We start from the raw sequence: 25,482 nt of genomic DNA on the forward strand, positions 1-25,482 counted from the left end.
TATTGATTACTCCGCGCCAAAAATTGGTAGTTTAACAAGTTCTAGTGTCGCTTGCTTACGTGCCATACGGATCACTTCTTTAACAGGTTTTAGGTATTCTTCACCTAATTCTTTCCACTGTTTAGTGTTGTTATCCCACACCCAAGCGTGTTTTAGATCGAATGATTGCGCTACGTAAGTAATACGACCTAAACGACCAATATCTACGTTAATGCTACGACCATCAACATCTAATGTACCTTGAGAAGCAGTTACAGCTGAGCTGTAGGCTGTTTCAACAGTGTACGCTTCAAGAACCTGACGGAACTTCTCAGACGTTGTTACAGATGCAGATGCCATGATCTCACGTAATCTTTCAACACGTCCAAGACGAGTTTCAAGGTTAAATGGAACGTCCGCTTTGATGAATTGCTCAAGCGTATCGATCATGCGATACATCAAAGGCACAACGTTTTGTTTAGTGTTATCGATAGTCGCGATTTGACGATCGAACGATGCGATAGACGCGTTTTGGTCTGCGACCAAACGTGCTACGTGATCGTTGTACACTTTCATAAGTTCAGTCTCATCAACGATGCTACGGTACTCAGCGATTAGCTCCTGAGTTTGACCATATACATTGTCAATTTTAGTTTGAGACTTAACCGCAGCCTTTTGAATTGTTTGACCTGCTTTTTGCACGTCATTCAAAGGATCTGCAATCACATTGCTGCTTGCAAATGCAAAAGCGCCAACCAACGCAGTTGCTACAAGACTCTTTCTGATTTTAACAGACATAGTTCCCAACCAATTAAGTAATGTTACTTTTATAATTTAATTATCAACCCGCTAAGGGGAAGACAACCCTGATATCTTTTAATAGATATCAACTTACCAATAATGCTAAATGCATTAAGTCATGTCAACTTCATGTTTAGCATAACCTATAAATAAATCAGCTTGTTTGTGAGATATTTACTGGGCCCGAACAAAAAAATTAACATTATTATAACTAACGTGATAAACACAATTTCTGAAAGCCCTTATATAGTAAGAATAACCATAACCACCACCGTTAATGTAAACAAAAATATAACATTTAAAATTAACTTAATCGTTGCTGAAAAAAAATTAAAAATAAGCTAATTTTCTGTCCCGAATATTAATTTTGAAGCTTTTTTAAGACTTTTTAGACTAAAAATACAGCTAATCGTTATTATTAGGTTATTCATCGCATCATAATAATGACGTGCAGATTTATTGAAAAGCAATACAAAGGGGGGGAAGGTAATTACAAAAAATCATTTTTATTAACACCTGTGTTTTTTCATCCAATTAATATAAAGCTCCCTGGCCACTGTTAATATTTTCATAGGTACGAATGCCAATCTTACACACTTTTAAGCTTTTATTAACCAATAAGATTTGCAGTGATGACGCTGATAGGTTCACTGTAACGTTAAGTAATACCAACTCGCTTAATTAAATGAGCTATTTTTAAAAAGGAAAACTATGTAGATAGCAAGGCAAAAAATTTACTTATTTTTTTTCTAGACGAGAAATTTTTAACGCAGTTATCGACTCATCTGCCCTCTCAATATGGTTAAGTATTATTACGTAATGGCATAGCTAATATGTAGTTGGCCGATGAAATACTCAAAGCACGAAGGTTTATAAACATATAGATAAAATGAGGGTTTAAAGGAATTATAGCTACTAAAAGAATTATGGCGTTACAGAGGAGTAAATGGGTTTTGTAGATGTATATAAATTATGGTGAAACAGGTTAGTGCTTCACCACGATGAACTTAGGTTCACATAATAAATTATGCTACTTCTACGTTCTCAGCTTCTGGGCCTTTTTGACCTTGCTTGATGCTGAAAGTCACTGCTTGACCTTCGCTAAGAGTGCGAAAACCAGAACCAGTGATTGCGCTGAAATGTACAAACACGTCAGGACCATTTTCTTGTTCAATGAAACCAAAGCCTTTAGCTTCGTTGAAAAATTTTACTTTACCAGTAACCGACATACTAAATTTTCCTGTAAGTCAATAATTAAAATTCAGCCATATAATTATGGCAATATCCTCCCTGAGTCAATGCCCAAAAAACTGGAGGTGATAGTACAGGAAGAAGTAATAACCAAACCGGTAACCTTAAACGCAGCACAATACCGTAATTCAATACGCAAAAACTCAAAGCCAATTAAGGTTAACACATTAATATTTTTTTAGCTCTATTAATTGGGATTTATTTTTGAAGATTCATCGATTTATTACTTTCTTTATAAGTTTCTAATTTTTATAAGGATAAACAACCTAAAAGTTGTATTTTTTATAAGCAGATTATAAATATTTAAAATAGGGTTCCTCCAAACCGCTTTTTTGGTAATTGAAAATAAAAAACCACCTTAGTTTAGGTGGTTTTAGCTTAATTTTTACTATTTAACTTGCCAGTCAATAACACTATCGGCTTTAATCGGTACTACTTCTGAATCTCCTAGCGAATAACTTGCTGGCACTGTCCAAGGCGCTTTCTCCAAGGTAATAGTGTCAGTATTACGCTCAAGGCCATAAAAGTCTGGACCGAAGTGGCTTGCAAAGCCTTCTAACTTATCAAGCGCTCCTGCCTCTTCAAAGGCTTCAGCATAAAGTTCAATAGCTGCATGCGCGGTATAAGCACCGGCACAACCACATGCCGCTTCTTTTTTATCTTTATAATGTGGGGCTGAATCCGTGCCTAAAAAGAATTTTTTACTACCACTTGTAGCCGCCGCCATAAGCGCTTGTTGATGAATGTTACGCTTCAATATAGGTAAGCAGTAATAATGTGGGCGTATCCCCCCAGCTAACATATGGTTGCGGTTATATAACAAATGATGCGCAGTAATTGTAGCTGCTACATTATCCGAGGCATTTTCAACAAATTCTACTGCATCTTTCGTTGTTATGTGTTCAAGGACAATTTTCAGCTCAGGAAAGTCTGCGACAACGTCGCCTAAAATAGTGTCTAAAAATACTTTTTCACGATCGAATATATCAATAGAAGAGTCAGTGACTTCACCATGGACAAGTAAAAGCATGCCAACCTCTTGCATTGCTTTTAATACTGGGTAGATATTTTTTACTGATGTTACACCAGAATCCGAGTTAGTTGTTGCACCCGCTGGGTACAATTTAGCTGCAAAAATTTTACCTGTCGCTTTTGCTTTTTTTATTTCATCAGGCGTCGTTTTATCAGTAAGGTAAAGCACCATTAAAGGTTCAAACTGCCCTTGAGGTTTTGCAGCCATAATTCGCTCTCGGTACGACAATGCGGTTTCTGTACACGTAGCTGGCGGAACTAAATTTGGCATAATTATCGCGCGGCCCATATAACGGCTAATGTCACGCACCGTATCTTTTAACTGATCCCCATCTCGTAAATGCACATGCCAATCATCGGGTCTAGTAATCGTTAAAGTTGTCATTTTGCTCGTCATCGTAAAGTCCTAATGCTTAAGTTAACTGATCATAGGCATATGGTGTTTTCGAGTAAAGGGCTTATTAGAAATAATCCTTAGATACTACATTTAAAGTTAACTTTACACTTGATGATTCTCATTTAACGTTTTATTTTGTAGAAACGTTAATATTAGGTTAACGTATGTACCTTTAATAATAATTATAAGGCCTCCCAAAGCTGCTTATGTCGAACACTATCGATACCACTAAAGCGCTCGAAACTAAAACGGATCAATTGAGTATAATCAATCAGTTCTCGTCAAGTTTATTGCAACTGAATACGTTAGAAGCGCTTTTTAGTTATGTCACTACACAGGTTGTTAATCGACTTGGGTTTGTAGACTGCGTTATTTACTTAGCAGATGACAGCCAATCTTTGCTGAATCAAGTAGCTTCTATGGGTATTGAAAGCGAACATATCAGTTATCAGTCTGAACGCAAAATCATTCGCTTTAGCGAAGGCATAACAGGCTATGCAGCATCCACAGGGCAAGCATTAATAATTGGTGATGTAAATAAAGACAGCCGTTACATAGCTGATGAACGCCCTGCCCAATCAGAAATATGCGTCCCCTTAATATACAAAGATCGCGTGCTTGGGGTTATAGACTGTGAGCACCCAATAAAAAATTACTTTACTAGTTCGCATCTAGAGATTTTAACTACGGTAGCTCATTTATTAAGCGCAAAAATCAATCAAGTGAATACCGTTAATAGCTTGCAAGACACAGTAATGCAGCTCAACAATGCACAAAAATTAGAAAGCAGCCTACTGCAAATAGCTAACTTAACCTACAAAGCACAAAATTTAGATACGTTTTTTAAATCGCTGCATGTAATTATTGACAGCTTATTGACTGCAAGTAACTTTTTTATTGCGTTGTACGACAAAAAAGAAGATGCGCTCGACTTTGTTTATACCGTTGAAGGCGGTGTACAAACAAATACCCATAAAATAATTTCCAAAGATCAACTAAAAGAGACAGCCTCTTATTATTTGCTGATTAATGAACGACCATTACTACTTAATAAACAGCAATACCATGAACATATTGCACAAGGCCATTTTAAGTTAGTAGGTGAACAAGCTGATTCATGGTTAGGTGTGCCTTTTAAAGTTAATGAGCGTATGAGTGGCGTTATTGTTGTACAAAGTTATGACGAACAACATTACTACAATGAGCATGATAGCTCGTTGCTAACCTATGTAAGTCGTCAAATAAGCATGGTTATAGATAGGCATTTAGCCCGCCAAGAGCTGGAGCACAAAGCGCTGCACGATGAGCTAACTGGGCTGGCAAACCGTTCGCTACTGATTGAAAGAATGAAGCATGCGATTTTACGCCTAAATCGCGCTCAAAAAGGCACTTTTCATGCCCTGCTTTACCTTGATTTTGATCGCTTTAAGAGTATTAATGATTCGTTAGGTCACGAAGTAGGTGATCACTTTTTAATTGCTATATGTAAACTCATTACTCAAACGGTACGCAATACCGATACCTTTTCTCGCTTAGGTGGCGATGAGTTTGCTATTTTTATGGAAAACCTCAGTCATCGTGACCAAGTAAACGATGCCCTTACTCGCATTAAATCGGCACTATCTGAACCAGTTAATATTGATGGCCATTTACTGCAGCCCTCCACCAGTATTGGCGTTGCATTTAGTGACAGCGTAGACGATGAAGCATTTGTATTATTGCAACAATCAGATGCGGCTATGTATGAGGCAAAATCATCAGGGCGTGGCCAAGTTAAATTTTTTAATAACGTGATGCGCAATAAGCTAAAAACGCATGCAGATCTTGAAAACGATTTACAGCACGGTATTGAGCATAATGAATTTGAACTGTATTTTCAGCCTATCTTTACTATTAACAGTGGCGAGGTTATAGGATTTGAAGCTCTCGTACGTTGGCATCACCCAAAAAAAGGGTTTATATCACCGAACGACTTTATTCCAATTGCTGAAAAGACCGGGCAAATTATTAACTTAGATTTGCATTTACTAGACCTCGCAGCGCAACATATTGCTTTGTGGCAACAACAAGGGCATCGCTTTTTACGTGTCACGGTTAATGTATCGTCTCGACACTTTGCCAGTTTAGAATTTGTAGAGCAGCTCCATAGTATTTATAAAAAACACCACCTACCACTGGGCTCATTGTGTCTTGAGATAACTGAATCGGGACTGATCGAAAATTTAGAATTAGCGACGCAAATTATACAAGGGTTATCACCTTTAAAAGTGTTGCTTTGTCTTGATGATTTTGGCACAGGCTACTCTGCTCTAGGCTACTTGCACCAACTGCCAATTCATGTAATGAAAATTGATAAAAGCTTTATTGATAACTTAAAAATCACTGCTAACCCGTTAATAGATGCTATCTTAACCTTGGCTATTTCTTTAGATCTTATTGTTATTGCAGAAGGAATAGAAACCGCTGAGCAACTTACTATTTTACAAAAAACCCAATGTGATTATGGGCAAGGCTTTTTAAAATCAAAACCTGTTACAGCAACAGAGGCCATAGCATTAATACACAGCCCTCTTTAATGGCTAGGCACAGCTGGAATTTTTTACAACCAAGTATTTAGGATTAAACTGACCACTGTGCTTACTCGCTTTAATACTCTTAATAATTTAACCTAATTTGTAAGAGCATACCAATTAAACCTTAATGCTAAATGCTAACCTCAACAACATGTTTTACAACAACACATTAATCGCTAAACATGCATAACTTACTCCATAACCAAATTCACACTGCTTTATTTTAATTTCAGCTTAACTATTTAAACCCGTTTTAACATGAGCTAAATTCAACAATAAACAAATAACAAAACAATATTTGACTATGGAAAGTTAATAAATTTAATGTTTGCAGTAAAAAACACACCAAACCTCACTTTTATAGCCATCTAGACGTTGAAACGATTTTTATATAAGCGTAGTATGTAGTTAATCTAAGCAATACTCACCATACCCATGAGATTTATTAAAGATGATTGACATTAAACACCTAAAAACTATAGCGACCCTTAAAGAAACGGGATCGTTAGTTAATACAGCCCGCGAGCTATTTTTAACTCAGTCAGCTTTATCACATCAGATCAAAGATTTAGAAAATAAATTAGATTGCCAGTTGTTCGAACGAAAAACTCAACCCGTCCGATTTACACCTCAAGGTATGTTATTACTTGAATTAGCACACGAAATATTACCTAAGTTAGAAGCAACTAAATGCCGATTAAAAGAAAGTTTAAATCAGCCAATCTCACAACTGCGTCTAAGTGTTGAATGTCATGCCTGTTTTCATTGGTTATTACCTACTATTAAAGAGTTTAATAATTTTTGGCCTGACATAAAAATTGATTACGAACGTGGTTTTAGTTACGACGCCATCCCAGACTTATTAAACGATGAATTAGACCTAGTGCTTACTTCAGATGTGCGTGAACCCGACAAACTAGAATACGCCCACCTATTTGACTTTAAACTTAAGCTAATAGTGGCACCGGATCATGACTTAGCTAAAAAAGCCTACGTAACTGCGCTTGATTTAAAAAACGAAACTATTATTTCTTACCCGATTCCCCGTGAGCGCCAAGATATATTTAAGCATTTTATTCAAAATGCGCGTTTTGATGGCACGCTTAAAACAGTTGATCAGGGCTTACTTATATTTCAATTAGTCAGTGCAGGTATGGGTGTAGCCGCCCTACCTGATTGGCTCGTTACTCCGTATGAAAGCCAAGGGCTAATTAAGTCAATTCCACTGGGCGCGCTTGGTTTAACCCGTCCGATGTACTTAGCGATGAAAAAAGACATGAAAGACAATCCGGTTTACCGTCATTTTTTAAACACCTGTAAATTAAATAACGGTCGATAAATCTAAAACTTATGAGTAACATGTTAGTAAATATATTCAACCGTGTTACTCATTATGTTTGAACTTAAAAAAATATTGGGCGGTTTACTCATGCCGTTACCATTACTAGGTTTACTTAGCCTAATACTGCTTATTTTTGCACTCAAACAACGAAAGCTTGTTATTACCTTGTCTTTTTTAAGTCTTACAACCTTATTACTTGCCAGTACGCCCTGGGTTGCCAACTTATTGATTAAACATAATCAACCTACTTCATTGGCTTTTAGTATCAATGAGCACCCAAGCATAGATAAAATTGTGGTACTTGGCTGCGACATAAACCCTAACCCAGCCCTTAGTGCTAACAGCCAGCTAGGAAATTGTGCATTAACACGTTTAGTGGAAGGTATTAGGCTCGCTAATATATATCCTCAAGCTCAGTTAATTGTATCGGGTGGGGGTTATGAAAAAGTCACCAACAGCGCACTTATGTATAAAACGGCAATTAGCTTGGGTATGAATAAAAGTCGCATTGTACAAAATCCAAACGCAATGGACACAGCGCAAGAAGCCGCATTTTTAGCCTCAAAACTAGTTGATTATAATACCGCTTTAGTTACTTCTGTAAGCCATATGCCCAGAGCAATAAATTTATTTAATGCTCAAGGCATCACTGTGATCCCCGCAGCAACTGACTACCACAACTTTGCAGCGTACCCTTGGTATAAGCAACTCATACCCAACGCAAAAGCATTACTAGTAGTGACTCAATTTGCCCATGAAGTACTTGGCGATACATGGATAAAAATACGTCGCACAATAAATCCTGAAGCTCTTTGATTTTTTATTGTTGATGGGTTTTAACCTCAGCGGAAACTCTCTATAACATATTAAAGTAATAAATTATTTTAAACTTTAGATTTTAAAGAACCTACTCAAAATAAGTTATGAGTAGGTTACTTAGACTGTATTGTATTTACGGCAAGGCCTTAGACTGGGTTGTCTATATCAATAAATGTTACATCAAAGCCATATTTATCAGCAAGGTATTCACCCAGCGCTTTAATACCGTATCGCTCAGTGGCATGGTGGCCAGCAGCAAAAAAGTCGATATTTTGCTCGCGAGAGCTATGTATTGTTTGTTCTGACGCTTCACCGGTTAAGTAAGCATCTAGCCCCTGCTCAGCTGCTAAATCTATATAGCCTTGCCCGCCACCAGTGCACAGGGCAATAGTTTCAATTTTATCATTACGCACTAAACTTGTCAGAGGCTCGCGATTAAGCACTTGGTTTATTTTTTTAGCAAATTCGCACCCCGTTAGCGGCGTTTTTAACCGCCCTTTCATCGCGACACTGTTATTGACTGGCTCTAAACCTGCTTCAATCTCAATATCGAGTAATTGCGCTAGCTGAGCGTTGTTGCCGATTTCAGGGTGAATATCTAATGGCAAATGATAAGCAAATAAATTGATGTCGTTAGCTAAAAGTGCAGCCACACGACGTTTTTTCATGCCAATGATAGGTTGTGACTCGCCTTTCCAAAAATAGCCATGGTGTACCAAAATGGCATCGGCATTTTTTTCAATCGCGGCATCAATAAGTGCTTGGCTTGCCGTTACACCCGTTACTATGGTGCGTATCTCATCTTTACCTTCTACCTGAAGTCCGTTTGGACAAAAATCGTTAATGGTTTCTGGCTTTAACAGGGTATTTAATAGTTGATTAAATTCTCTACGTTGCATACTACTTACCTTACTTTGCACTGAATTTTGTACAAATTTTGGCGGTTATGCGCTAAAAATGAAAGGAAAATCGCAAAAAATTGAAAAACAGTTCTAAAATAGGTATAAATACCTCTTCTTTATCTGTGTAAACAACGTATAGGGTCTCTGATGAGCAAACTAGACAAAACAGAAGTGTTATCTGCCTTTGAAGCTGCATATGAAGCTGCCAATGGTAAAAAACCTGAAATAACAACTAAACCTGGCTGGTACAGCGTTGATGGCGGCAAGAATATGCGCCTAGCTGATGTAGCAGAGCTGACTAAAGAATTAAGCTCTGGAAAGTCTACAAAAAAAGCTGCAGTAAAAGCACCCGCTAAAAAAACTAAAAAAGCTGCTCCTGTAAAAGCACAGAAAAAAGCGCCTTTCACCGTGATCACTGAGAACGAAGAAGGTTACACAGCAGAAGAGCTTTGGATAGTAGAGCTTGCTCGTAAAGATCACGACTGCCGCCTACCGCGCGGTGTAGTGTAATTCACTGAGTGCTCAGTATAAAAGAAACCGCGTCAAGCGGTTTTTTTATGTTTAGTTTCTATCAATAGCTGCAAAAACCACGTCGCGACAAAACCACACACCATAATAAACACCGTCCCGGCAAGTACTGGCATTATTAAAAAATCCCAACTTTGGCTAGACTCAATAATTAAGATAGGGTTTGCACCGGCAGCAGGGTGAATGGTTTTAGTGATCATCATCAAAGTTATAGCAATACCCACAGCCAGCCCAATCATGATCGCACTATCAGCACTATAATAGCTAAAAACAACCCCAATCATTGCGGTCAGCATATGCCCCCCTATTACGTTTTTTGGCTTAGCTAATGGGCTCTGTGGTACGCCAAAAACAAGCACAGCTGTTGCGCCGAATGGCGCCATTAACCAAATACCGTAATCACCCATATAATTTAGCCACGCCAAAAAACCCAAAACAAAAGTAGAAAAAACACCTGCGATTAATGCCGACTTTATTTGCTCACTATGCATATTACCTCCTCAAAAGTAGACCGACTTGTCTACACCTACAATATAGACAAGTCGGTCTACCTATGTCAAGCTGTGTTTTTACTGCTCAAATTTGGAATATCATGGATAAACAACAACAAATAATCAGTACGGCACTAAGCCTTTTTTATAAAAAGGGTATACACGCTGTTGGTATTAATGAAATTTTAGCTGTATCCGGCATTGCAAAAAAAACCTTATACAAGCACTTTGAAAGCAAAGATGCGCTTATTTGTGCTTGTTTAGTCGCACGCAACATGTGCTTTAACGCTTGGCTAAAAAAAATATGTCTACAACCAAGTGCTATATTAGTCGCGCAAGCAATTTTTTTCGGACTGAAAAAGTGGATTAATAATGAGGTTTCAGAGTTAGGTAACTTTAATGGCTGTTTTTTTATTAATACTGCAGCTGAATACCCTATAGAGAATGACCCTATTGCCAAACTTTGCAAACAGCATAAGCAAACGAACTTTGAGATTATACTATCAGCTCTTTTAGAAACCCCTGAATTTGCTCATAATAGAGAAAAAGCAATTGAAGCCGCACACCATTTGGTCATTTTAAAAGAAGGATTTATAACTAGAGCGAGAGTGATGCATGATGTATCAGTAGCTCCACCTAGTGATAATATTTTAAAAGCGATAGTAGCAGTTGGTTAAATAGGTAAACACAATATAAAAAAAGCGGCTAAATAGCCGCTTATTAACTAAAAAACGCCTGCCTTATTCAAAAAATAATGGGGCACGTTGTTTTTTACCAACTTCGTTCATCGTTGCTGCGTCGAACAAGCGGCCGTTGATCATGGTGTAATCAATTTTGTCTGAATCGCGGATGTTTTTCAGTGGGTCGCCATCTATAACCATTAAATCTGCCAGTTTACCAACTTCTAATGAGCCTACGTTTTTATCTAAACCTAGGTATTTAGCAGGATCGAGCGTTGATGCTCGAATAGCCTCAAGCGGCGTCATACCACCTTGAGTAAACATCCACATTTCCCAGTGCGCACCTAAACCTTCACGCTGACCATGTGCACCTAAATTAACCAGTACACCTAAATCTTGTAGTTCAGCTGCCACACGTGCATTGTTAAAGTGGTTATAGTGATGATCGGGCGCTTTAACACGACGCATTGAACGTGGTAATAATTGATTTTTTGGCACAAACTTGCTCAATCGAGGATGATTCCAAACATCAGTTTTATCGTACCAGTAGTTTTCACCCCAAATACCGCCATAGGCAACCACCAATGTAGGCGTATAACCTACATCACTTTGTGACCACAACTGCTTAATATCATCATAAATATGTTCAACCGGAATGGAATGCTCAATCCCTGTATGCCCATCAACCACCATACTCAAGTTATGTTGTAATAATGAGCCCCCTTCTGGCACTACCATCATTTCAAGTTCACGACCAGCCTCAATCACTTGCTGACGCTGCTCTCTGCGAGGTTGGTTATAAGATTTAACACTAAACGCCCCTACTTTTTTCAAACGCTCTAAATGAAATTTAGCATCATCTAATGAATCAATATGCGAAGTATAACCAGGCATATTCGCTCCATATAAAATGGTACCGGTAGAGAAAATACGCGGGCCGACAATCATACCGGCTTTTTGCATTTCACTGGCAGTGAATATTTCAGTGGTGTCGTTTGATGGATCGTGGATGGTGGTAACACCTAGCGCAAGGCCTGCAAAGTTTTTCCAGTTTTGTTGTGGGATAATTTCATCGCTTGCTTGTGAGCCATGCGCATGTGCATCAACCATACCAGGCATAATTGTTTTACCTGTTACATCAACAACCTTAGCACCTTTTGGAACGCTAATATCTGCAGCAGAGCCAATGGCTTTGATATGCTTACCATCGGTAACAATAACGCCATTTTTAATGACTTTTTCGCCGTCCATAGTAATAATTTTTGCGCCAGTTAAGGCAATCATACCTTCTGGTTCAGCCATTTTTTTACTAAAACCAATGTTAGTCCCGCTTTTGACTTTAACGTCTTGGTCATCGGCTTTATTAATAGCAAACATTCCCTCTAAACTGGCATGGTATAGCTCAGGGCCAAGTGTCCAATAGAGTTTATTGCTGTTGGCACTCCAGCTAATATTTTCACCAGCACGAACAGATAATTGCTCAATTGGAAATTGGCTGTCTTTAGGCCCAATATTAATGGTTTTACCACGCTCAACAAACGGTGTTACAAACACTTTAAAGCGCTCTGCAAATGCTAAATACTCACCATCAGGCGATACCCTAAATTCAGTGGCATGCTCTGATTCATAGAGTTTGCGCACTTTTTTACTTTCAAGCTCAACCACACTTAACGTTGGTTTAGGCCATGGACTCATAACATAAACACGATCGTTGGCACTACCAAACTGCGGTTGGTAACCACTTTTAGAAATTAGTTCACTCTTACCACCTTTAGTGCTAACACTGTAAATACCAGGGTGTAATGACCATTTAGGATTTAAAATGCTGCCGCCGCTGGCTTTACGATAAACTACAGTTTTGCCATCAGGGCTAAAGGTAGGCTCTACATATTTACCCGGTTCATCGGTAATCGTATCGCCGCGACCACTTCGTGCAGAGACAACGCGCACTGTGCCTTGTTCGTTATCGTCCCACGTGGTGTAGACAATTTTTTTACCATCACGCGAGTACTGTGGAAATAACTCATAATGATCGGTTTGCTTGGTTAAACGTTTGATTTTTCCTGAGTCTAAATCGCGTTTATAAATATGACCCAGTGCTTCAAACAATGCCGTTTCGCCATCTGGGCTAATTTGTACATTTCGCAGCATTTTTACATCAAATTCTTCAGTATCGATATTTTGAGTAAAGCGCACCGCTTTTTGAATTTTTTTCGTGGTGTCTATTTTGAATGCAATATCGCTGACAGATTTATCATCGACATTGAGTTTATGAATGGTGCCACCAGCCCAAAATACTAACTCTTCATTATCTGGTGTCCACGCAATTGTTGGGTATACCCCATGAATAGCCCATGTTTCTTGCATATCGCGCTCTAGCTTGTCATATAGCTTGGTATGCTCACCGCTGGTTAAATCGTATAAGTACAAGCTAGTTTGAAAGTCATCACGCTTTACATAGGCAAGTTTTTTACCATCAGGTGACGGAGTTGGTCTGATTGCCCCACCCATACCACTAATAATCGTTTCTATTTCACCGGTTTCACGATCATAGCGCTTAATTTTATAAATACCCGCAACCGAATCTTTTGAGTAATGAAAGGTTTTACCTGGGGTGGCATCATGAGAAAAATAAACATAACGGCCATCAGGTGAAAACATCGGCTCACCTAAATCTTTTTGATCGTTTTCACGTTTAGTCAGTTGTACCCCTTTACCACCCGCTTTGTGATAAAGCCAAACTTCACCCGCGCCCAAAGATCGACTGGCGGTAAAGTGCTTACGTGCAACTAAATAATCGCCATCAGGGCTCCATGCCGGGCTATTAAGTAAACGAAACGTTTCGTCCGTTACTGCAGTTTGATTCTCGCCATTAACGTCCATAACCCAAATATTATCACCGCCCCCCTGATCTGAGGTAAATGCGATATGTTTACCATCTGGGCTAAAACGCGGCTGCATTTGCCATGCGATATCTGAGGTTATTTGAGTGGCTTTACCACCACTCATTGGCATAGTGTAAATATCGCCCAGTAAGTCAAATACTAAGGTTTCTCCATCAGGGCTTATATCTACATTCATCCATGTGCCTTGCTCTACACTAATAGAAGCATCTACAAATTGCCCTTTTGGTGAATCAACTTGCCATTTTTTTTCATCTGTTTGCTCTGCGTGTACTTGACCCAATGCCAATGAAACTGATAACGCAAGCGCTGTTTGCAGCATTTTCTTCATGCTTATCTCACTTATTATTGTTGCTGTGTGTTGCTCTATTACATGATTGCAACAAAAACGCTAGCAAGTTACCAGCGTAATAGGATGAAGTGCATAAAATTAATGCCAAACAATAGGATCAAATTGATAAAAATCTACCAGCAAACGGTAAATTTCAGGGTCATCGCGGCGTAAATCTGCGGGTTTTTCTAAGAACGTTTCGGTGATCACCGCAAAAAATTCTGCCTCATTTGTGGCTCCGTAGCTATGAATAACATGCGGCATGTTATAAGCAACGTGTGTTTTTAACTGCGAAAACGCTCGGCTAAATACCTTGCCCCATTGTTGATACTGAGTCTGTGATGTAAGTAATGGCGTGCCGGTGGTTTTACCGGTCTCTTGATCAAGTTGATGCGCAAACTCATGAAACACTAAATTATGCCCGTCACTGGGTAAGCGGTTACCCTCAAGCACATCATGCCAGCTCAGCACCAGTGTGCCTCCAGGCCATGACTCACCTTGCCTTACGGTATTATGAAAACTAACAAGTCCTGCGTTATCGCGACTTGATTGAGGCGCATAATAGGCGCTGGGATAGAGTAAAATTTCCTTCACGTTTTTATACAAAGGCCAAGGTTTATTTAGTACCAGCAGGCAAGCATCGGCGGCAATAATGAGTTTCATTGCTTCAGTTAGTTGCAACCCATCACAGCCAACAAAGCGCTTTTCATTTAAAAACCACACAATATGAGATGCTAACTTGGCTCGATCTGCATCAGTCATTTTGTTATAAATTGGCATAGCCCGCAGCAACAGCGCATGCTGTTGTGGGCTTAATGATAAATGACTGTATTTACGGCGCCACAGAGTATTTTGAATATCAGGCCAACGCCAAAAAATAACGACAAACGCAAAAAGTAAGAAAATCAATAATCCGTTTACCATTTAATAGCCCTATAATTATCTATACAGTATTAATTGGTCCATAAAACTAGAATTCAATTATTTAACACTAAATAAAAAGCCACACATCTGTTAGAGCGTGGCCTTTTCTTTAACAAGTGAACTGTTTGTTTATTTATATCATTCTAGCGATACAAAGGCTGCCATGCACATGTACGATAGCCATATCGTTCAAAATAGAAACGATTACAGTTGGTGTCATAATTACTTGAGCCAACATCAATCCGATGCTCACTTATATATTTATTATGCAGAGAAACCTGTTGTCCATTATACAATAAAGTAAAATGAACATGAGGACCTGATGATTGGCCGCCCTCACACAATGCTTGATTATAATTATTTGCATAGCGACCTAACCATGCACCAGGTTGAACATAATCACCACTGCTATATTGAAGGTTTGACATGTGGTAGTAGTTGGTTGAATAGCCACTGGCGTGTGTTACTCGAATATTGCAGGAAGAAAAGCGAGTTACCGTTCCGCCATGCGCAGCTTGAACAAAAGGAGTATTAGCGCCCCAGCCACCAGAGCCATTGTTAAAATCAAGTGATGAGTATGGGTAGCCAGAACCTGTATTTGAGTGAGCGCCACCACTGTACCAATAGCCAGACGGCCACGGTAAGTTCATTTCAAAACTAGCGGCTAAAAGTTGTTTTTCATTATTTTGATCTACACTATTCAATGAACGTTGCAATTGACTAGTGTTACTAGGAAATACACGGTCAAACGTAGCTAAAAACTCTGTCAAAGTCTGTTGATTATTTTTAGAGTTTGATGCCAGTCTATCGCTATCTGCAAACAGACTTACTAGAGCCGCAGTTGCAGCTGTGCTACTCGTAGTTTGGGTTGCCTGATTTCGTTTTTTTAACTTATCTTGTGACTCTTGCCACTGCTTATATGCATAAAAGCGTTGACTTAATTTCATCACTACGTCTTTTACTTGCGCATCAAAACCACGCTTGTCTGTTATACCAGCTAAAGGGTTCTCAATATCAGCATTTGGGTTTGAAAGTAAGCCACTTTGTTGCTCTATCAGCGCTAAAATTACTTTTGGATTAATGCTGGTATAACCTGCCCAGTGTAAAATGAGCTCTTTTTTATCTTCAATTGCTGACGCATGTAAAGAAAAAAAGTTATCCCAATCTTCGTTTAATAATGAGTCATTAAACACAAATTGCGTATCATCAATAGTCAGTAAAGAGTTAAGCTTGAGTGATGCTAAAGCCTGTTTAGTAAACAAAAAGTCATCATGCTTATCGCCTTCTGCTAATACCACGGGTGAGGCCCCTAGAAGACTTGCGAATGTAATATTAATTATCTTGTTTTTCATCTTATATTCCTTAAGTAAAAAGCAAAAAAACCCCTAATGGGTACACAAGGTATAGCACCCAAATTAAAATAAAGTTAATTAATATTACTTATGCTTACATATAATTACTTAATGAATTAACTTAACCTACACAAATAATAAAGAAGTTGAAATTCTCTATATGATAAAAGCTGTCGGAAAAACGATTTAACGCATTAAAGCAGCTCTTTTTAGGAAGCTATGCACTCAACCCTATTTCGGCCATTGTTTTTTGCCTTGTATAAAGCTTGATCAGCACGAGATAATAACCGATCATAATCATCGACATTATCTGAGTCAGAAACACCAAAGCTCACGGTTACGCTAAGCCCTTGGGCAATAGACGAAAAGTCTTTATTTTCAATTTCTTTGCATAATTGTTCACATAATTGCTGTGCTTGCACAGTATTCATGTCAGGAAATACAAATGTAAATTCTTCACCGCCCCAACGAGCCACTTCTTGCTCGCCTTCACAATGCGCTTTAAGAATATTGGCGACTTCACATATAACCTGATCACCAATCAAATGAGACCAACCATCATTAATGCGTTTAAAGTGGTCAATATCCATAATGGCAATCGCAAGCGGAGTATTACGCGCTTTAAAATCTGTAAAGTTGTCGGCCAGCCAACCATCAAATGCCCGGCGATTCGGTAAGTCGGTGAGCTGATCATGGGTAGCTTGATAAGCAAAGGCACTTGCTTGCTCTTGCAGTGCTTGGGTTTGCTTCACCACTCGGCTAGTTAGCTCTTTTTCTACCTGCTTATAGCGATACAAGCGATAACGATATGCACTATATATGACAACCACAAAAATAAAAAACACCACTAGCTTAAAGCTGGTTTTTTGCCAAAAATGCGATTGAATTTCAAAATGAATCACTTTGTCATTTTGCTGCCAATCGGTATTAGGATAGGCAGAACGCACTGCAAATGAATATTTCCCCGCGGGTAAATTAGTATATTCAGCTGTTGCAATATGAAAACGATCAACCCATTCATCGTTAAAGCCTTTCATTTTTGTTTGAAAGTTTAATCGCTGCGGCATGATAAAACTTAAGCCTGCATAATGGAACGACAGCCGTGTAACTCCAGGTGGCAAAACAAGTGTGTCACCATCAACAGGCAATAACATGGGTTTACCATCTACAGAGAAACTTTCTACAATAGTTGGTAACGGTATCTCGGTGGCTTCTTTTAATCGCGCGGGTTTAACCGTACTCACCCCTTTTGCGGTGGCAAACCAAATAGTACCATCTGAATGCGCTGTAGCCGAAGGCGTTGACCCTCCATTGGCTTGCGCACTGAGCATGCCATCGCCCTCATCGTATAATTGAAAAGCTAGCGTCTGACTACCTTTTGTAGCTGAGTCTAGTAGCTGATTAACCTGCTTATAATTAACTTCAATAATGCCACGGTTACTTGATAGCCAAAGTGAATCTTTAAAGGGCACAATTTGAAAAAGCTTATCAACCGGTAATCCTAACTCCCTCCCTAAAATAGTCATATGGCCATTTGAATGTTGATAACGCAATAAACCTCTATCGGTCGCCATCCAGGTATATTTATCGTCAATATAAAAGCCAAACGCATATTTAGCCGAAAACGCTTTAGGGAACTGAATTGGTTTAAATTTATCCGTTTGGGTATTGTAAACTACTACGCCATTGCCAGTGCCTATCCAAATATTTGCCCTCTTATCTTCACTCAAAGCTAGAATAAAGCCACTCGGTAACTCTTTCTCATTAGTAAATTGGTCTAAGCTGCCGTCGGTATTAACTCGCGTTAACCCCATGGCTGAACCTATCCATAAACGATTTTTTGAATCAAAAAGTAACGAGCGTACTTCATTACTACCAAGGCCATTATCACGATTTAAGTAAGGTACAAGCTCGTTATTCACCACCTTTAACACACCTGAAGTATAAGTACCGACCCAAACATCACCTTGGCTTTGTTCAAGTAAGCTCAATACTGAATAAGGAGAGCCTTGTTTAGTCCCTTTAATTTGGGTAATTTTATTATTTTGCAGCCGATCTAAGCCTGTACTCCCGCCTATCCATAAACTGCCATCAGAATGTGAAAGTACCGTGCGTACGTAGTCGCTAGATAAGCCTCGCTTTTTTCCCCACGATGAAAACGGGGCTTCTCTTAATCTAAATACACCCGCGTTGGTACCTACCCAAATACTGTTTTCTCTGTCTTGCAATAATGACAATATGCGGTTTGCAGGTAAGCCATTTTTAGCATCTAATTGTTCTATGCCATCAACACTAAGCCTAAATACCCCTTTATTAATAGTGCCAAACCATAAATCACCATGGTTATCTTCTAATAAACTAGAAATCGACTCAGCACTAAGCTGTGGATGGGGTGACTCGAACACATTGCCATTTAATACTCGCGCACCTCTTTCACTACCAATAACAAGGCGTCCTTCACGGGTAATCAATAGAGTATATACAGGTGCATCTGGCAAACCATGATGTGGAGTCATCAATGTAGCCGTGTAGTTAACTATTTTATACAGCCCATCACTGGTTGCAGCCCATATAGTGCCCTGCTTATCTTCAATTATTCTATAAGCACTGACGTTTTGTATTATTGGGATATCTTGAGTGCTTTTGGCAGGTCGATAAAACACACCATCATTTTCAAGTGCCAACCACAAATCCTCGTTTTTACTCTTAAATACGTGATTAACCATTGCTTGGGCATTAGGTTGAGTGTCCCATTGTCGGTGCTGATATAAACTAATACCGCCGCGCGCTCCGGCTATGAGTAAGCCGCCATCGGATGTGGGGGTAAGCGCACGTACGCCTGAGTCAGGCAAATCGGTAATTTCTGAGCGGGTAAATAGTTTAAATTCTTGACCGTTAAAGCGGGCAAGCCCTTCCCAAGTACCTACCCATAAATAGCCATCTTGTGTTTGTGCAAGGCTATTAATGCTATTGTGAGGAAGGCCCGAACGGGTATTCCACGTTTCAAAAAAATAATCGCGCAACGGCAGCCGAGTCTGTTGCTGAGCATTAACAGTAAAAATCACCAACAAGAAACATAAAATCACCAAGCGATTCATCAGACACTGCCTTTATAATTATTAGTTTTTATATTTGAGTAAATTCAAGGTGAAAATTTAATTAGAAAACATCACCAACAAATAATAACATAAGATTTACAACTTTTTCATTAAGTATTATCACTCAAACTATCAAATGTATGTTGCAATCGTTGGATGAACTTAGCCACATGTAGTCCATCTAATAACGCATGATGGACATCAATTGATAGTGGCATTTCGCCTGTATCGGGGTTGTATTGACCAAACACAAATTTAGGGATGCCACAGCTTTGGCCCTGGGTAAACGCATGCGAAAAGCTGCTAAAGTTTAACCAAGGTAAAACAGAAACGTGAATTAAATCAGCTTGTCCTTCAGTTGCTGCAAAGGCATCAGAAAACAGCGGGTTTAACCTTGCTTCATGACTAATCGCTTTTGCTTTATTAGCAAACTCATTTAACGAGTTTTGCTGTTTAAAATAACTAAAGCGAAACGAGTCATCATCGGCAAGCTCAACAACACTCGCGCGCATGGTGTTTAAATAATAAGGTTTTTGATTAACAATACGCAGCATCATCGGCTCATACTCATGACATGCTTTTAATAAGCAATAAACATAACCATGAAAAAAAGCACGATTAGTTTGCTTACACACGGTATATAGCTTTTTAGCATTGAGTCTTACACACACATTAAAATAAGGCTGAGTGAAGTTTTGAAACAATTCAAAATGTTGTTTGCGCGGCCACTGATCAAAATCAATAGCCCGAAGAGATAAATCGGCAGAGGACATAAATTATACACAGAGCAAAAGTAAAATTTTACCTCGCTTTGCCTATATTCGCATTAACTAAAATGATGCTTTGGGTGTAGTTATACCAAAGTCTTATATAGGCATAAAAAAAGGAGCGATATTCGCTCCTTAGTTGAACTAAATAAAAACTTAAAGTCCGTTTTCAATAATTTCTTGAGCAAGCTCATCAGCAATTAAATGCGTTGATTTTTGTTCTTTTTCACTACGGGTAAAGATTTCGCTTAATGTATCGAAAATTTTCTCTACGTGTTTATTAGACGCCTCTTTACTGTAACCTTCAGGCGCTGTTTCGTAATACACGTTAATAATACCGCCTGCATTTATTACATAATCTGGTGCGTATAAAATACCTTTTTCACGTATAATTTCACCATGGCGTGATTCTGCAAGCTGATTATTTGCACATCCTGCTATTATAGTTGCTTTTAAACGAGGGATCGTTGTGTCATTAATAGTGGCACCTAACGCACAAGGCGCATACACATCAACATCTAAGTCGTATATTTCATCAATACCAACCGCTGTTGCACCAAAATCGTTGACTACACGCTCTACCGCTGCTTGGTTAATATCAGTAACAAATAATTCTGCACCAGCTTCAGCCAAGTGCTTACATAATCCATAAGCCACCGCACCTAAACCTTGCACAGCTACTTTAATGCCTGAAAAATCTTGAATGCCGCGCTGATGATGAAGCGCTGCTTTCATACCTAAAAACGTGCCGTAAGCTGTAAATGGCGATGGGTTACCACTTTTGCCTTCAAGGCCTAGCACGTAATTTGTTTCTTTGTTCATTAACGCCACATCATCACACGTGATATTTACGTCTTCTGCTGAGTAGTAACTGCCATTTAAACGCTCTAATTGACGACCAAATGCACGAAACAACTGTTCAGACTTGATCTCTTTTGCATTGCCAATAATAACTGACTTACCACCACCAAATGGCAAGCGTGCCACAGCATTTTTATAGGTCATCCCTTTTGATAAGCGCAATACGTCGTAAACTGCATCCTCATCGTTGGCATAATCCCACATTCTACAACCACCTACAGCTGGGCCTAAATTTGTGTTATGTACCGCAATAATAGCCTTTAAACCAGACGCTTTGTCTGAACAAAAAACCACTTGTTCATGGTTATCAAATTCAACTTGATTAAATACAACCACTTTAAATACTCCGAAAATAATGGGCCCTTTTGGGCAAGCACGCTACAAATTGACGAGACTTTATCACTTCAGTTGATGGTTCGCCACACTATGAGTAGATAAACCAAATAAACCGCACTCAATAGAAAAATAAAACGGTTTATCGCGATAAATAAGCATAAAAAATTTAATAATAACTATATTATTAAGTATAAAAGCTAAAAACGTCATCGCGATTAAAGTTTACGCTTACGTGAACGTCACTTTGAATTTATATGTAAACTTAATAGTACATCTTGAAAAAGAACACTACATCATAAAATACAATGGGTTATATAATATCTGTCTGCGCAGTATAAACTGGTCTGAGGTGTTTAAGTATCTGCAAATTTTAAAAATAAAAAAACGAGCACGGGGTGCTCGCTTTTATGATTGCTGTTTATACAGAAAACTTACTTCATTTTACTGTCTAGTTCTTCAATTTTTGCTTTCCAAATTGCAGGACCTTGGGTGTGAGCATTTTCACCTTCGCTGTCAACGGCTACCGTTACTGGCATATCTTCTACTTCAAATTCGTAGATAGCTTCCATACCTAAATCTTCAAAGGCAACAACACGTGCTTTTTTAATTGCTTTAGATACTAGATAAGCCGCACCGCCTACAGCCATTAAATACACTGACTGATGCTTTTTAATAGACTCAACCGTTGCAGGGCCACGTTCAGCTTTACCAATCATTCCCACGATGCCTGTTTTTTCTAACATCATGTCAGTAAATTTGTCCATACGAGTAGCCGTTGTCGGGCCTGCAGGACCTACTGCTTCATCGCCTACTGCATCCACAGGACCAACGTAGTAAATAAACTTGTTATCAAAATCAACACCTTCAGGTAAACCTTCCCCTGAGTTGATCATATCTTGCAGACGCTTATGAGCAGCATCTCGACCCGTTAAAATAGTACCTGAGAGTAAAACGGTTTCACCCATTTTCCATTCTTTAGTGTCTTCTTTAGTCAGGGTATCTAAATTAACACGGCGTGTGCCCTCACCGACTTCGAAAGTCACTTCTGGCCAGTCTTCTAATTTAGGTGCTTTTAAATTCGCAGGGCCTGAACCATCAAGCGTAAAGTGAACGTGGCGCGTAGCAGCACAATTTGGGATCATAACCACTGGCTTTGAAGCCGCGTGAGTTGGCGCCGTTTTAATTTTAATATCAACAACCGTGGTTAAACCGCCAAGACCTTGCGCACCAATACCTAATTTATTCGCACGTTCAAAAATTTCTAAACGCAGCTTTTCTTCTGTTGTTTCTGCGCCGCGCTCAATGAGTTCATGAATATCAACCGGATCCATTAATGATTCTTTCGCCATTACCGCTGCTTTTTCTGCAGTGCCACCAATACCTATGCCTAGCATACCTGGTGGACACCAACCCGCCCCCATTGTTGGTAACGTTTTTTCTACCCACTCGGCCACATCGTCAGATGGGTTTAACATCACCATTTTACTTTTGTTCTCTGAGCCACCACCCTTAGCAGCCACCATCACTTCAACTTTATCGCCTGCAACTAAGTCAATGTGTACCACTGATGGCGTATTATCTTTAGTATTTTTACGTGTTCCCGCAGGGTCGGCAACAATCGATGCACGCAATGGGTTATCTGGATTTAAGTACGCACGACGCGTCCCCTCATCAACCATTTGTTGTACTGTTAAGTCGGTTTTATCCCAATTAACATCCATACCTACTTTTACGAAACAGGTGATGATCCCAGTATCCTGGCACAGCGGACGCTTACCTTCTGCCGACATACGCGAGTTAATTAAGATTTGTGCAATCGCATCTTTAGCGGCTTTGCTTTGCTCTTTGTTATACGCTTTTTCTAGCGCTTGAACAAAATCAAGAGGGTGGTAAAACGAGATATATTGCAAAGCATCTTCAATGCTATCAATAAAGTCTTGCTGACGAATTGTACTCATAGTGGTTCCTTAAGTTGTTGTTACGCACGCTGCACGTAAGCGATATCAAACCCGTGACGGTGGTTCGAACTGTTTTCAACCACAGCGCTCACTAAACGCTGCCAAATAAATTTGACTTATGATACCCTCCCAGCCCGTTTCGAGCCAGTTCTTAAAGGGATAGTAAATGCTAAACAATAAAAAAAATTGTGTTGAATTAGCCATATCACAAAATTGTATAGAGGTATTTTCGCATTTTGCTCATTTGCCCTACGCCATTTTGCTAGATTCAGGTGATAGCGATCACATTAACAGTCGTTTTGACATAATTGCTATTGAGCCTCAAAGCACTCTGGAAGTTAAAAATAATCAAACCGTTTTTAATAACCAAGCGAGTGCTAAAAGCTGCTTTGAAATAATGAACGATGAATTAGCTAAGCTCGATACAACAAAAGCCGCCCACAATTTACCCTTTAACGGTGGCTTGCTTGGTTATTTTGGTTATGACTTAGGGCGTACCATAGAGCAACTACCAAGCAACGCTCTTAACGACATTGATTTACCGCAAATGGCCGTTGGACTTTACCTTGATGCACTGATTTACGATAAACAACTGCGTAAGTGGTTTTATATTTCGCAACCCAATGTAAATCGTCTCTCGCAGTATCAGCAGCATTTAGCGCAACCACCTAAACATGAAAGCTTTTCGCTTACATCACAGTGGCAGTCAAATATGAGTCAGAGGAGTTATAGCGAAAAGTTTGCCGCGATTGAAGAATACTTAAAAAGTGGTGATTGTTATCAAATTAACCTAGCGCAGCGTTTTAGCGCACATTACCAAGGGTCTCCTTGGGCGGCCTATGTTAAATTAACGCAGGCCAATAAAGCGCCTTTTTCTAGTTTTATAAATCATCCGCAAGGCGCTATTTTATCAATATCACCCGAGCGTTTTATTGCAGTGCACGACAACAAGGTAGAAACAAAACCTATTAAAGGCACGCTACCACGTAAAGCCAATGCTTTAGAAGATGCCAAACAAGCCACATTACTGGCAAACTCCAGTAAAGACCGCGCTGAAAATGTCATGATAGTAGACCTGCTACGAAATGATTTAGGTAAAGTCGCAAAACCGGGCTCTGTTGTTGTACCTTCTTTATTTGCTATTGAAAGCTTTCCGGCAGTACACCATTTGGTAAGTACAGTTACATCCATCCTTGATGAAGGAAAAACAGCAGTCGATCAACTTGAAGCTGCATTCCCTGGAGGGTCTATTACCGGGGCACCAAAAGTGCGCGCAATGGAAATAATAGAAGAGCTGGAGCCACACAGACGCAGTATTTATTGTGGCTCTATTGGCTATATTAGCGCCTGCGGTAATATGGATACCAGTATTACCATTCGAACTTTAGTTACTCATCATCAGCAAATACATTGTTGGGCTGGCGGTGGCATTGTTGCTGATTCAAAAGTCGAATTGGAATATCAAGAAACATACGATAAAGTAAATAAAATACTCCCTATATTAAATGAAGGTCGCTTTGAATAGTGAAACCATTTCGGCTCGTTTTCAATTAAACCGCAGTTTAGCCGTGGATCAGCTCAAAGATAATAAAAAAAAGCGCGCCAGTGCAGTGATGCTACCTTTGATTGATATAGATAACGAAGCACATGTTTTATTGTGTAAGCGGCCAACCTATTTACATCACCACCCTGGGGAGATTTGTTTACCGGGTGGTAAATTTGAAATTAATGATGTTAACCTGCGCACCACGGCACTGCGTGAATTACATGAGGAGCTAAACATTCCCCCGCATAATGTTCAAGTTTTAGGCCAGCTGCCCCAATACTCTACCCTTACTGGATTTACTATACGTCCTTTTGTGGGCTTAATTAAAAAAGAAACGGTATGGGAGAACGATCATAACGAAGTACAAGCCAGCTTTTTACTCTCTATAAAAGCACTGAACAACGAAGCTAATTGGCAACCAATCCCCTTTGAACGTAATGGAAAAGCCCTAACTTTAAATGGCTTTATCACTCCTCACGGGCTTTTGTGGGGTGCCACAGCCAGCATTATTAAAAACTTTACAAAACAACTCGCCATACCAGTTTAAATCTTTGCTAATAAGGGTTACACACCTGCATTTCCACGTTATTATAGTCGACCGTTCAAAGAAC

19 protein-coding genes are annotated in these 25,482 nt (G+C 39.3%); 7 read left to right on the forward strand and 12 right to left on the reverse strand.

What is annotated here, in order from left to right:
* Positions 1-6: 6 nt before the first annotated feature.
* The 3 genes from ACNSN3_RS08565 to pyrC all read right to left on the reverse strand — a co-directional run bounded on the left by ACNSN3_RS08565 (position 7) and on the right by pyrC (position 3,460).
* Positions 7-777 carry a DUF3450 domain-containing protein gene (locus ACNSN3_RS08565; protein WP_013465204.1) on the reverse strand — a complete coding sequence of 257 codons (771 nt, stop codon included), beginning with the start codon at positions 775-777 and terminating at the stop codon, positions 7-9.
* 1,028 nt (positions 778-1,805) lie between these two features.
* A complete protein-coding gene (locus ACNSN3_RS08570) occupies positions 1,806-2,009 on the reverse strand; it encodes a cold-shock protein (protein ID WP_004588138.1) in 204 nt (67 codons plus the stop codon).
* Positions 2,010-2,419: 410 nt separating this feature from the next.
* Positions 2,420-3,460 (reverse strand): dihydroorotase, encoded by a 1,041-nt coding sequence (gene pyrC, locus ACNSN3_RS08575; RefSeq protein WP_041708796.1) that lies wholly within the window; start codon positions 3,458-3,460, stop codon positions 2,420-2,422.
* Between the two features lie 206 nt (positions 3,461-3,666).
* On the opposite strand from pyrC, the gene ACNSN3_RS08580 reads away from it, so the two are divergent.
* From ACNSN3_RS08580 to ACNSN3_RS08590, 3 genes are all read left to right on the forward strand, one after another.
* Entirely contained in the window at positions 3,667-6,036 is a 2,370-nt protein-coding gene (locus ACNSN3_RS08580) for an EAL domain-containing protein (protein ID WP_418607033.1), read from the forward strand.
* A gap of 448 nt (positions 6,037-6,484) precedes the next feature.
* Positions 6,485-7,372, forward strand: a complete 888-nt coding sequence (locus ACNSN3_RS08585; RefSeq protein WP_010388553.1) for a LysR family transcriptional regulator — start codon at positions 6,485-6,487, stop codon at positions 7,370-7,372.
* 54 nt (positions 7,373-7,426) lie between these two features.
* Positions 7,427-8,191: a YdcF family protein gene (locus ACNSN3_RS08590; RefSeq protein WP_418607035.1), complete on the forward strand. Its 765-nt coding sequence runs from the start codon at positions 7,427-7,429 to the stop codon at positions 8,189-8,191.
* Between the two features lie 149 nt (positions 8,192-8,340).
* On the opposite strand, the gene ACNSN3_RS08595 is transcribed toward ACNSN3_RS08590, so the two are convergent.
* Positions 8,341-9,093, reverse strand: a complete 753-nt coding sequence (locus tag ACNSN3_RS08595) for a Nif3-like dinuclear metal center hexameric protein (protein WP_054201128.1) — start codon at positions 9,091-9,093, stop codon at positions 8,341-8,343.
* 150 nt (positions 9,094-9,243) lie between these two features.
* On the opposite strand from ACNSN3_RS08595, the gene ACNSN3_RS08600 reads away from it, so the two are divergent.
* The gene (locus tag ACNSN3_RS08600; protein WP_010388549.1) at positions 9,244-9,606 is read left to right on the forward strand and encodes a hypothetical protein; all 363 of its coding nucleotides are present in this window, start codon (positions 9,244-9,246) and stop codon (positions 9,604-9,606) included.
* Between the two features lie 32 nt (positions 9,607-9,638).
* Here ACNSN3_RS08600 and ACNSN3_RS08605 read toward each other — a convergent pair whose 3' ends face one another.
* Positions 9,639-10,115, reverse strand: a complete 477-nt coding sequence (locus ACNSN3_RS08605) for an HPP family protein (protein ID WP_418607037.1) — start codon at positions 10,113-10,115, stop codon at positions 9,639-9,641.
* A gap of 101 nt (positions 10,116-10,216) precedes the next feature.
* Between ACNSN3_RS08605 and ACNSN3_RS08610 the strand changes: the two genes are divergently transcribed.
* Positions 10,217-10,792: a TetR/AcrR family transcriptional regulator gene (locus ACNSN3_RS08610; RefSeq protein WP_418607038.1), complete on the forward strand. Its 576-nt coding sequence runs from the start codon at positions 10,217-10,219 to the stop codon at positions 10,790-10,792.
* Positions 10,793-10,855: 63 nt separating this feature from the next.
* On the opposite strand, the gene ACNSN3_RS08615 is transcribed toward ACNSN3_RS08610, so the two are convergent.
* From ACNSN3_RS08615 to ACNSN3_RS08645, 7 genes are all read right to left on the reverse strand, one after another.
* Entirely contained in the window at positions 10,856-14,029 is a 3,174-nt protein-coding gene (locus tag ACNSN3_RS08615) for an amidohydrolase family protein (RefSeq protein ID WP_418607040.1), read from the reverse strand.
* Between the two features lie 99 nt (positions 14,030-14,128).
* Positions 14,129-14,953: a M90 family metallopeptidase gene (locus ACNSN3_RS08620; protein WP_418607042.1), complete on the reverse strand. Its 825-nt coding sequence runs from the start codon at positions 14,951-14,953 to the stop codon at positions 14,129-14,131.
* Between the two features lie 143 nt (positions 14,954-15,096).
* Positions 15,097-16,305, reverse strand: coding sequence for a M23 family metallopeptidase (locus ACNSN3_RS08625; RefSeq protein ID WP_010388539.1), 1,209 nt, complete (start codon positions 16,303-16,305; stop codon positions 15,097-15,099).
* 209 nt (positions 16,306-16,514) lie between these two features.
* Entirely contained in the window at positions 16,515-19,403 is a 2,889-nt protein-coding gene (locus ACNSN3_RS08630; RefSeq protein WP_418607044.1) for a two-component regulator propeller domain-containing protein, read from the reverse strand.
* A 110-nt stretch (positions 19,404-19,513) separates the two neighbouring features.
* On the reverse strand, positions 19,514-20,176 hold the full coding sequence (locus tag ACNSN3_RS08635) for a CatA-like O-acetyltransferase (RefSeq protein WP_010388537.1): 663 nt from the start codon (positions 20,174-20,176) through the stop codon (positions 19,514-19,516).
* A 150-nt stretch (positions 20,177-20,326) separates the two neighbouring features.
* A complete protein-coding gene (locus ACNSN3_RS08640; RefSeq protein WP_010388535.1) occupies positions 20,327-21,367 on the reverse strand; it encodes a Leu/Phe/Val dehydrogenase in 1,041 nt (346 codons plus the stop codon).
* A 431-nt stretch (positions 21,368-21,798) separates the two neighbouring features.
* Positions 21,799-23,325 (reverse strand): fumarate hydratase, encoded by a 1,527-nt coding sequence (locus ACNSN3_RS08645; RefSeq protein WP_010388533.1) that lies wholly within the window; start codon positions 23,323-23,325, stop codon positions 21,799-21,801.
* A 166-nt stretch (positions 23,326-23,491) separates the two neighbouring features.
* Between ACNSN3_RS08645 and pabB the strand changes: the two genes are divergently transcribed.
* Positions 23,492-24,850 carry an aminodeoxychorismate synthase component I gene (pabB, locus tag ACNSN3_RS08650; protein ID WP_075169054.1) on the forward strand — a complete coding sequence of 453 codons (1,359 nt, stop codon included), beginning with the start codon at positions 23,492-23,494 and terminating at the stop codon, positions 24,848-24,850.
* Positions 24,843-25,418, forward strand: coding sequence for an NUDIX hydrolase (locus ACNSN3_RS08655; RefSeq protein ID WP_075169053.1), 576 nt, complete (start codon positions 24,843-24,845; stop codon positions 25,416-25,418). Before pabB ends, ACNSN3_RS08655 begins: the two co-directional genes overlap by 8 nt.
* Positions 25,419-25,482: the final 64 nt, after the last annotated feature.

Origin of the sequence: Pseudoalteromonas sp. US3C1004 (assembly GCF_048401065.1) — a bacterium.
Lineage (GTDB): Bacteria > Pseudomonadota > Gammaproteobacteria > Enterobacterales > Alteromonadaceae > Pseudoalteromonas > Pseudoalteromonas undina.

What these genes read in the sequence shown, in the direction of transcription:
- ACNSN3_RS08605 (WP_418607037.1), bottom strand. Translation starts at nt 10,115, where the DNA reads ATGCATAGTGAGCAAATAAAGTCGGCATTAATCGCAGGTGTTTTTTCT.
- ACNSN3_RS08620 (WP_418607042.1), bottom strand. Translation starts at nt 14,953, where the DNA reads ATGGTAAACGGATTATTGATTTTCTTACTTTTTGCGTTTGTCGTTATT.
- ACNSN3_RS08615 (WP_418607040.1), bottom strand. Translation starts at nt 14,029, where the DNA reads ATGAAGAAAATGCTGCAAACAGCGCTTGCGTTATCAGTTTCATTGGCA.
- pyrC (WP_041708796.1), bottom strand. Translation starts at nt 3,460, where the DNA reads ATGACGAGCAAAATGACAACTTTAACGATTACTAGACCCGATGATTGG.
- ACNSN3_RS08570 (WP_004588138.1), bottom strand. Translation starts at nt 2,009, where the DNA reads ATGTCGGTTACTGGTAAAGTAAAATTTTTCAACGAAGCTAAAGGCTTT.
- ACNSN3_RS08590 (WP_418607035.1), top strand. Translation starts at nt 7,427, where the DNA reads ATGTTTGAACTTAAAAAAATATTGGGCGGTTTACTCATGCCGTTACCA.
- pabB (WP_075169054.1), top strand. Translation starts at nt 23,492, where the DNA reads ATGCTAAACAATAAAAAAAATTGTGTTGAATTAGCCATATCACAAAAT.
- ACNSN3_RS08585 (WP_010388553.1), top strand. Translation starts at nt 6,485, where the DNA reads ATGATTGACATTAAACACCTAAAAACTATAGCGACCCTTAAAGAAACG.
- ACNSN3_RS08625 (WP_010388539.1), bottom strand. Translation starts at nt 16,305, where the DNA reads ATGAAAAACAAGATAATTAATATTACATTCGCAAGTCTTCTAGGGGCC.
- ACNSN3_RS08630 (WP_418607044.1), bottom strand. Translation starts at nt 19,403, where the DNA reads ATGAATCGCTTGGTGATTTTATGTTTCTTGTTGGTGATTTTTACTGTT.
- ACNSN3_RS08635 (WP_010388537.1), bottom strand. Translation starts at nt 20,176, where the DNA reads ATGTCCTCTGCCGATTTATCTCTTCGGGCTATTGATTTTGATCAGTGG.
- ACNSN3_RS08600 (WP_010388549.1), top strand. Translation starts at nt 9,244, where the DNA reads ATGAGCAAACTAGACAAAACAGAAGTGTTATCTGCCTTTGAAGCTGCA.
- ACNSN3_RS08645 (WP_010388533.1), bottom strand. Translation starts at nt 23,325, where the DNA reads ATGAGTACAATTCGTCAGCAAGACTTTATTGATAGCATTGAAGATGCT.
- ACNSN3_RS08595 (WP_054201128.1), bottom strand. Translation starts at nt 9,093, where the DNA reads ATGCAACGTAGAGAATTTAATCAACTATTAAATACCCTGTTAAAGCCA.
- ACNSN3_RS08610 (WP_418607038.1), top strand. Translation starts at nt 10,217, where the DNA reads ATGGATAAACAACAACAAATAATCAGTACGGCACTAAGCCTTTTTTAT.
- ACNSN3_RS08565 (WP_013465204.1), bottom strand. Translation starts at nt 777, where the DNA reads ATGTCTGTTAAAATCAGAAAGAGTCTTGTAGCAACTGCGTTGGTTGGC.
- ACNSN3_RS08580 (WP_418607033.1), top strand. Translation starts at nt 3,667, where the DNA reads ATGTCGAACACTATCGATACCACTAAAGCGCTCGAAACTAAAACGGAT.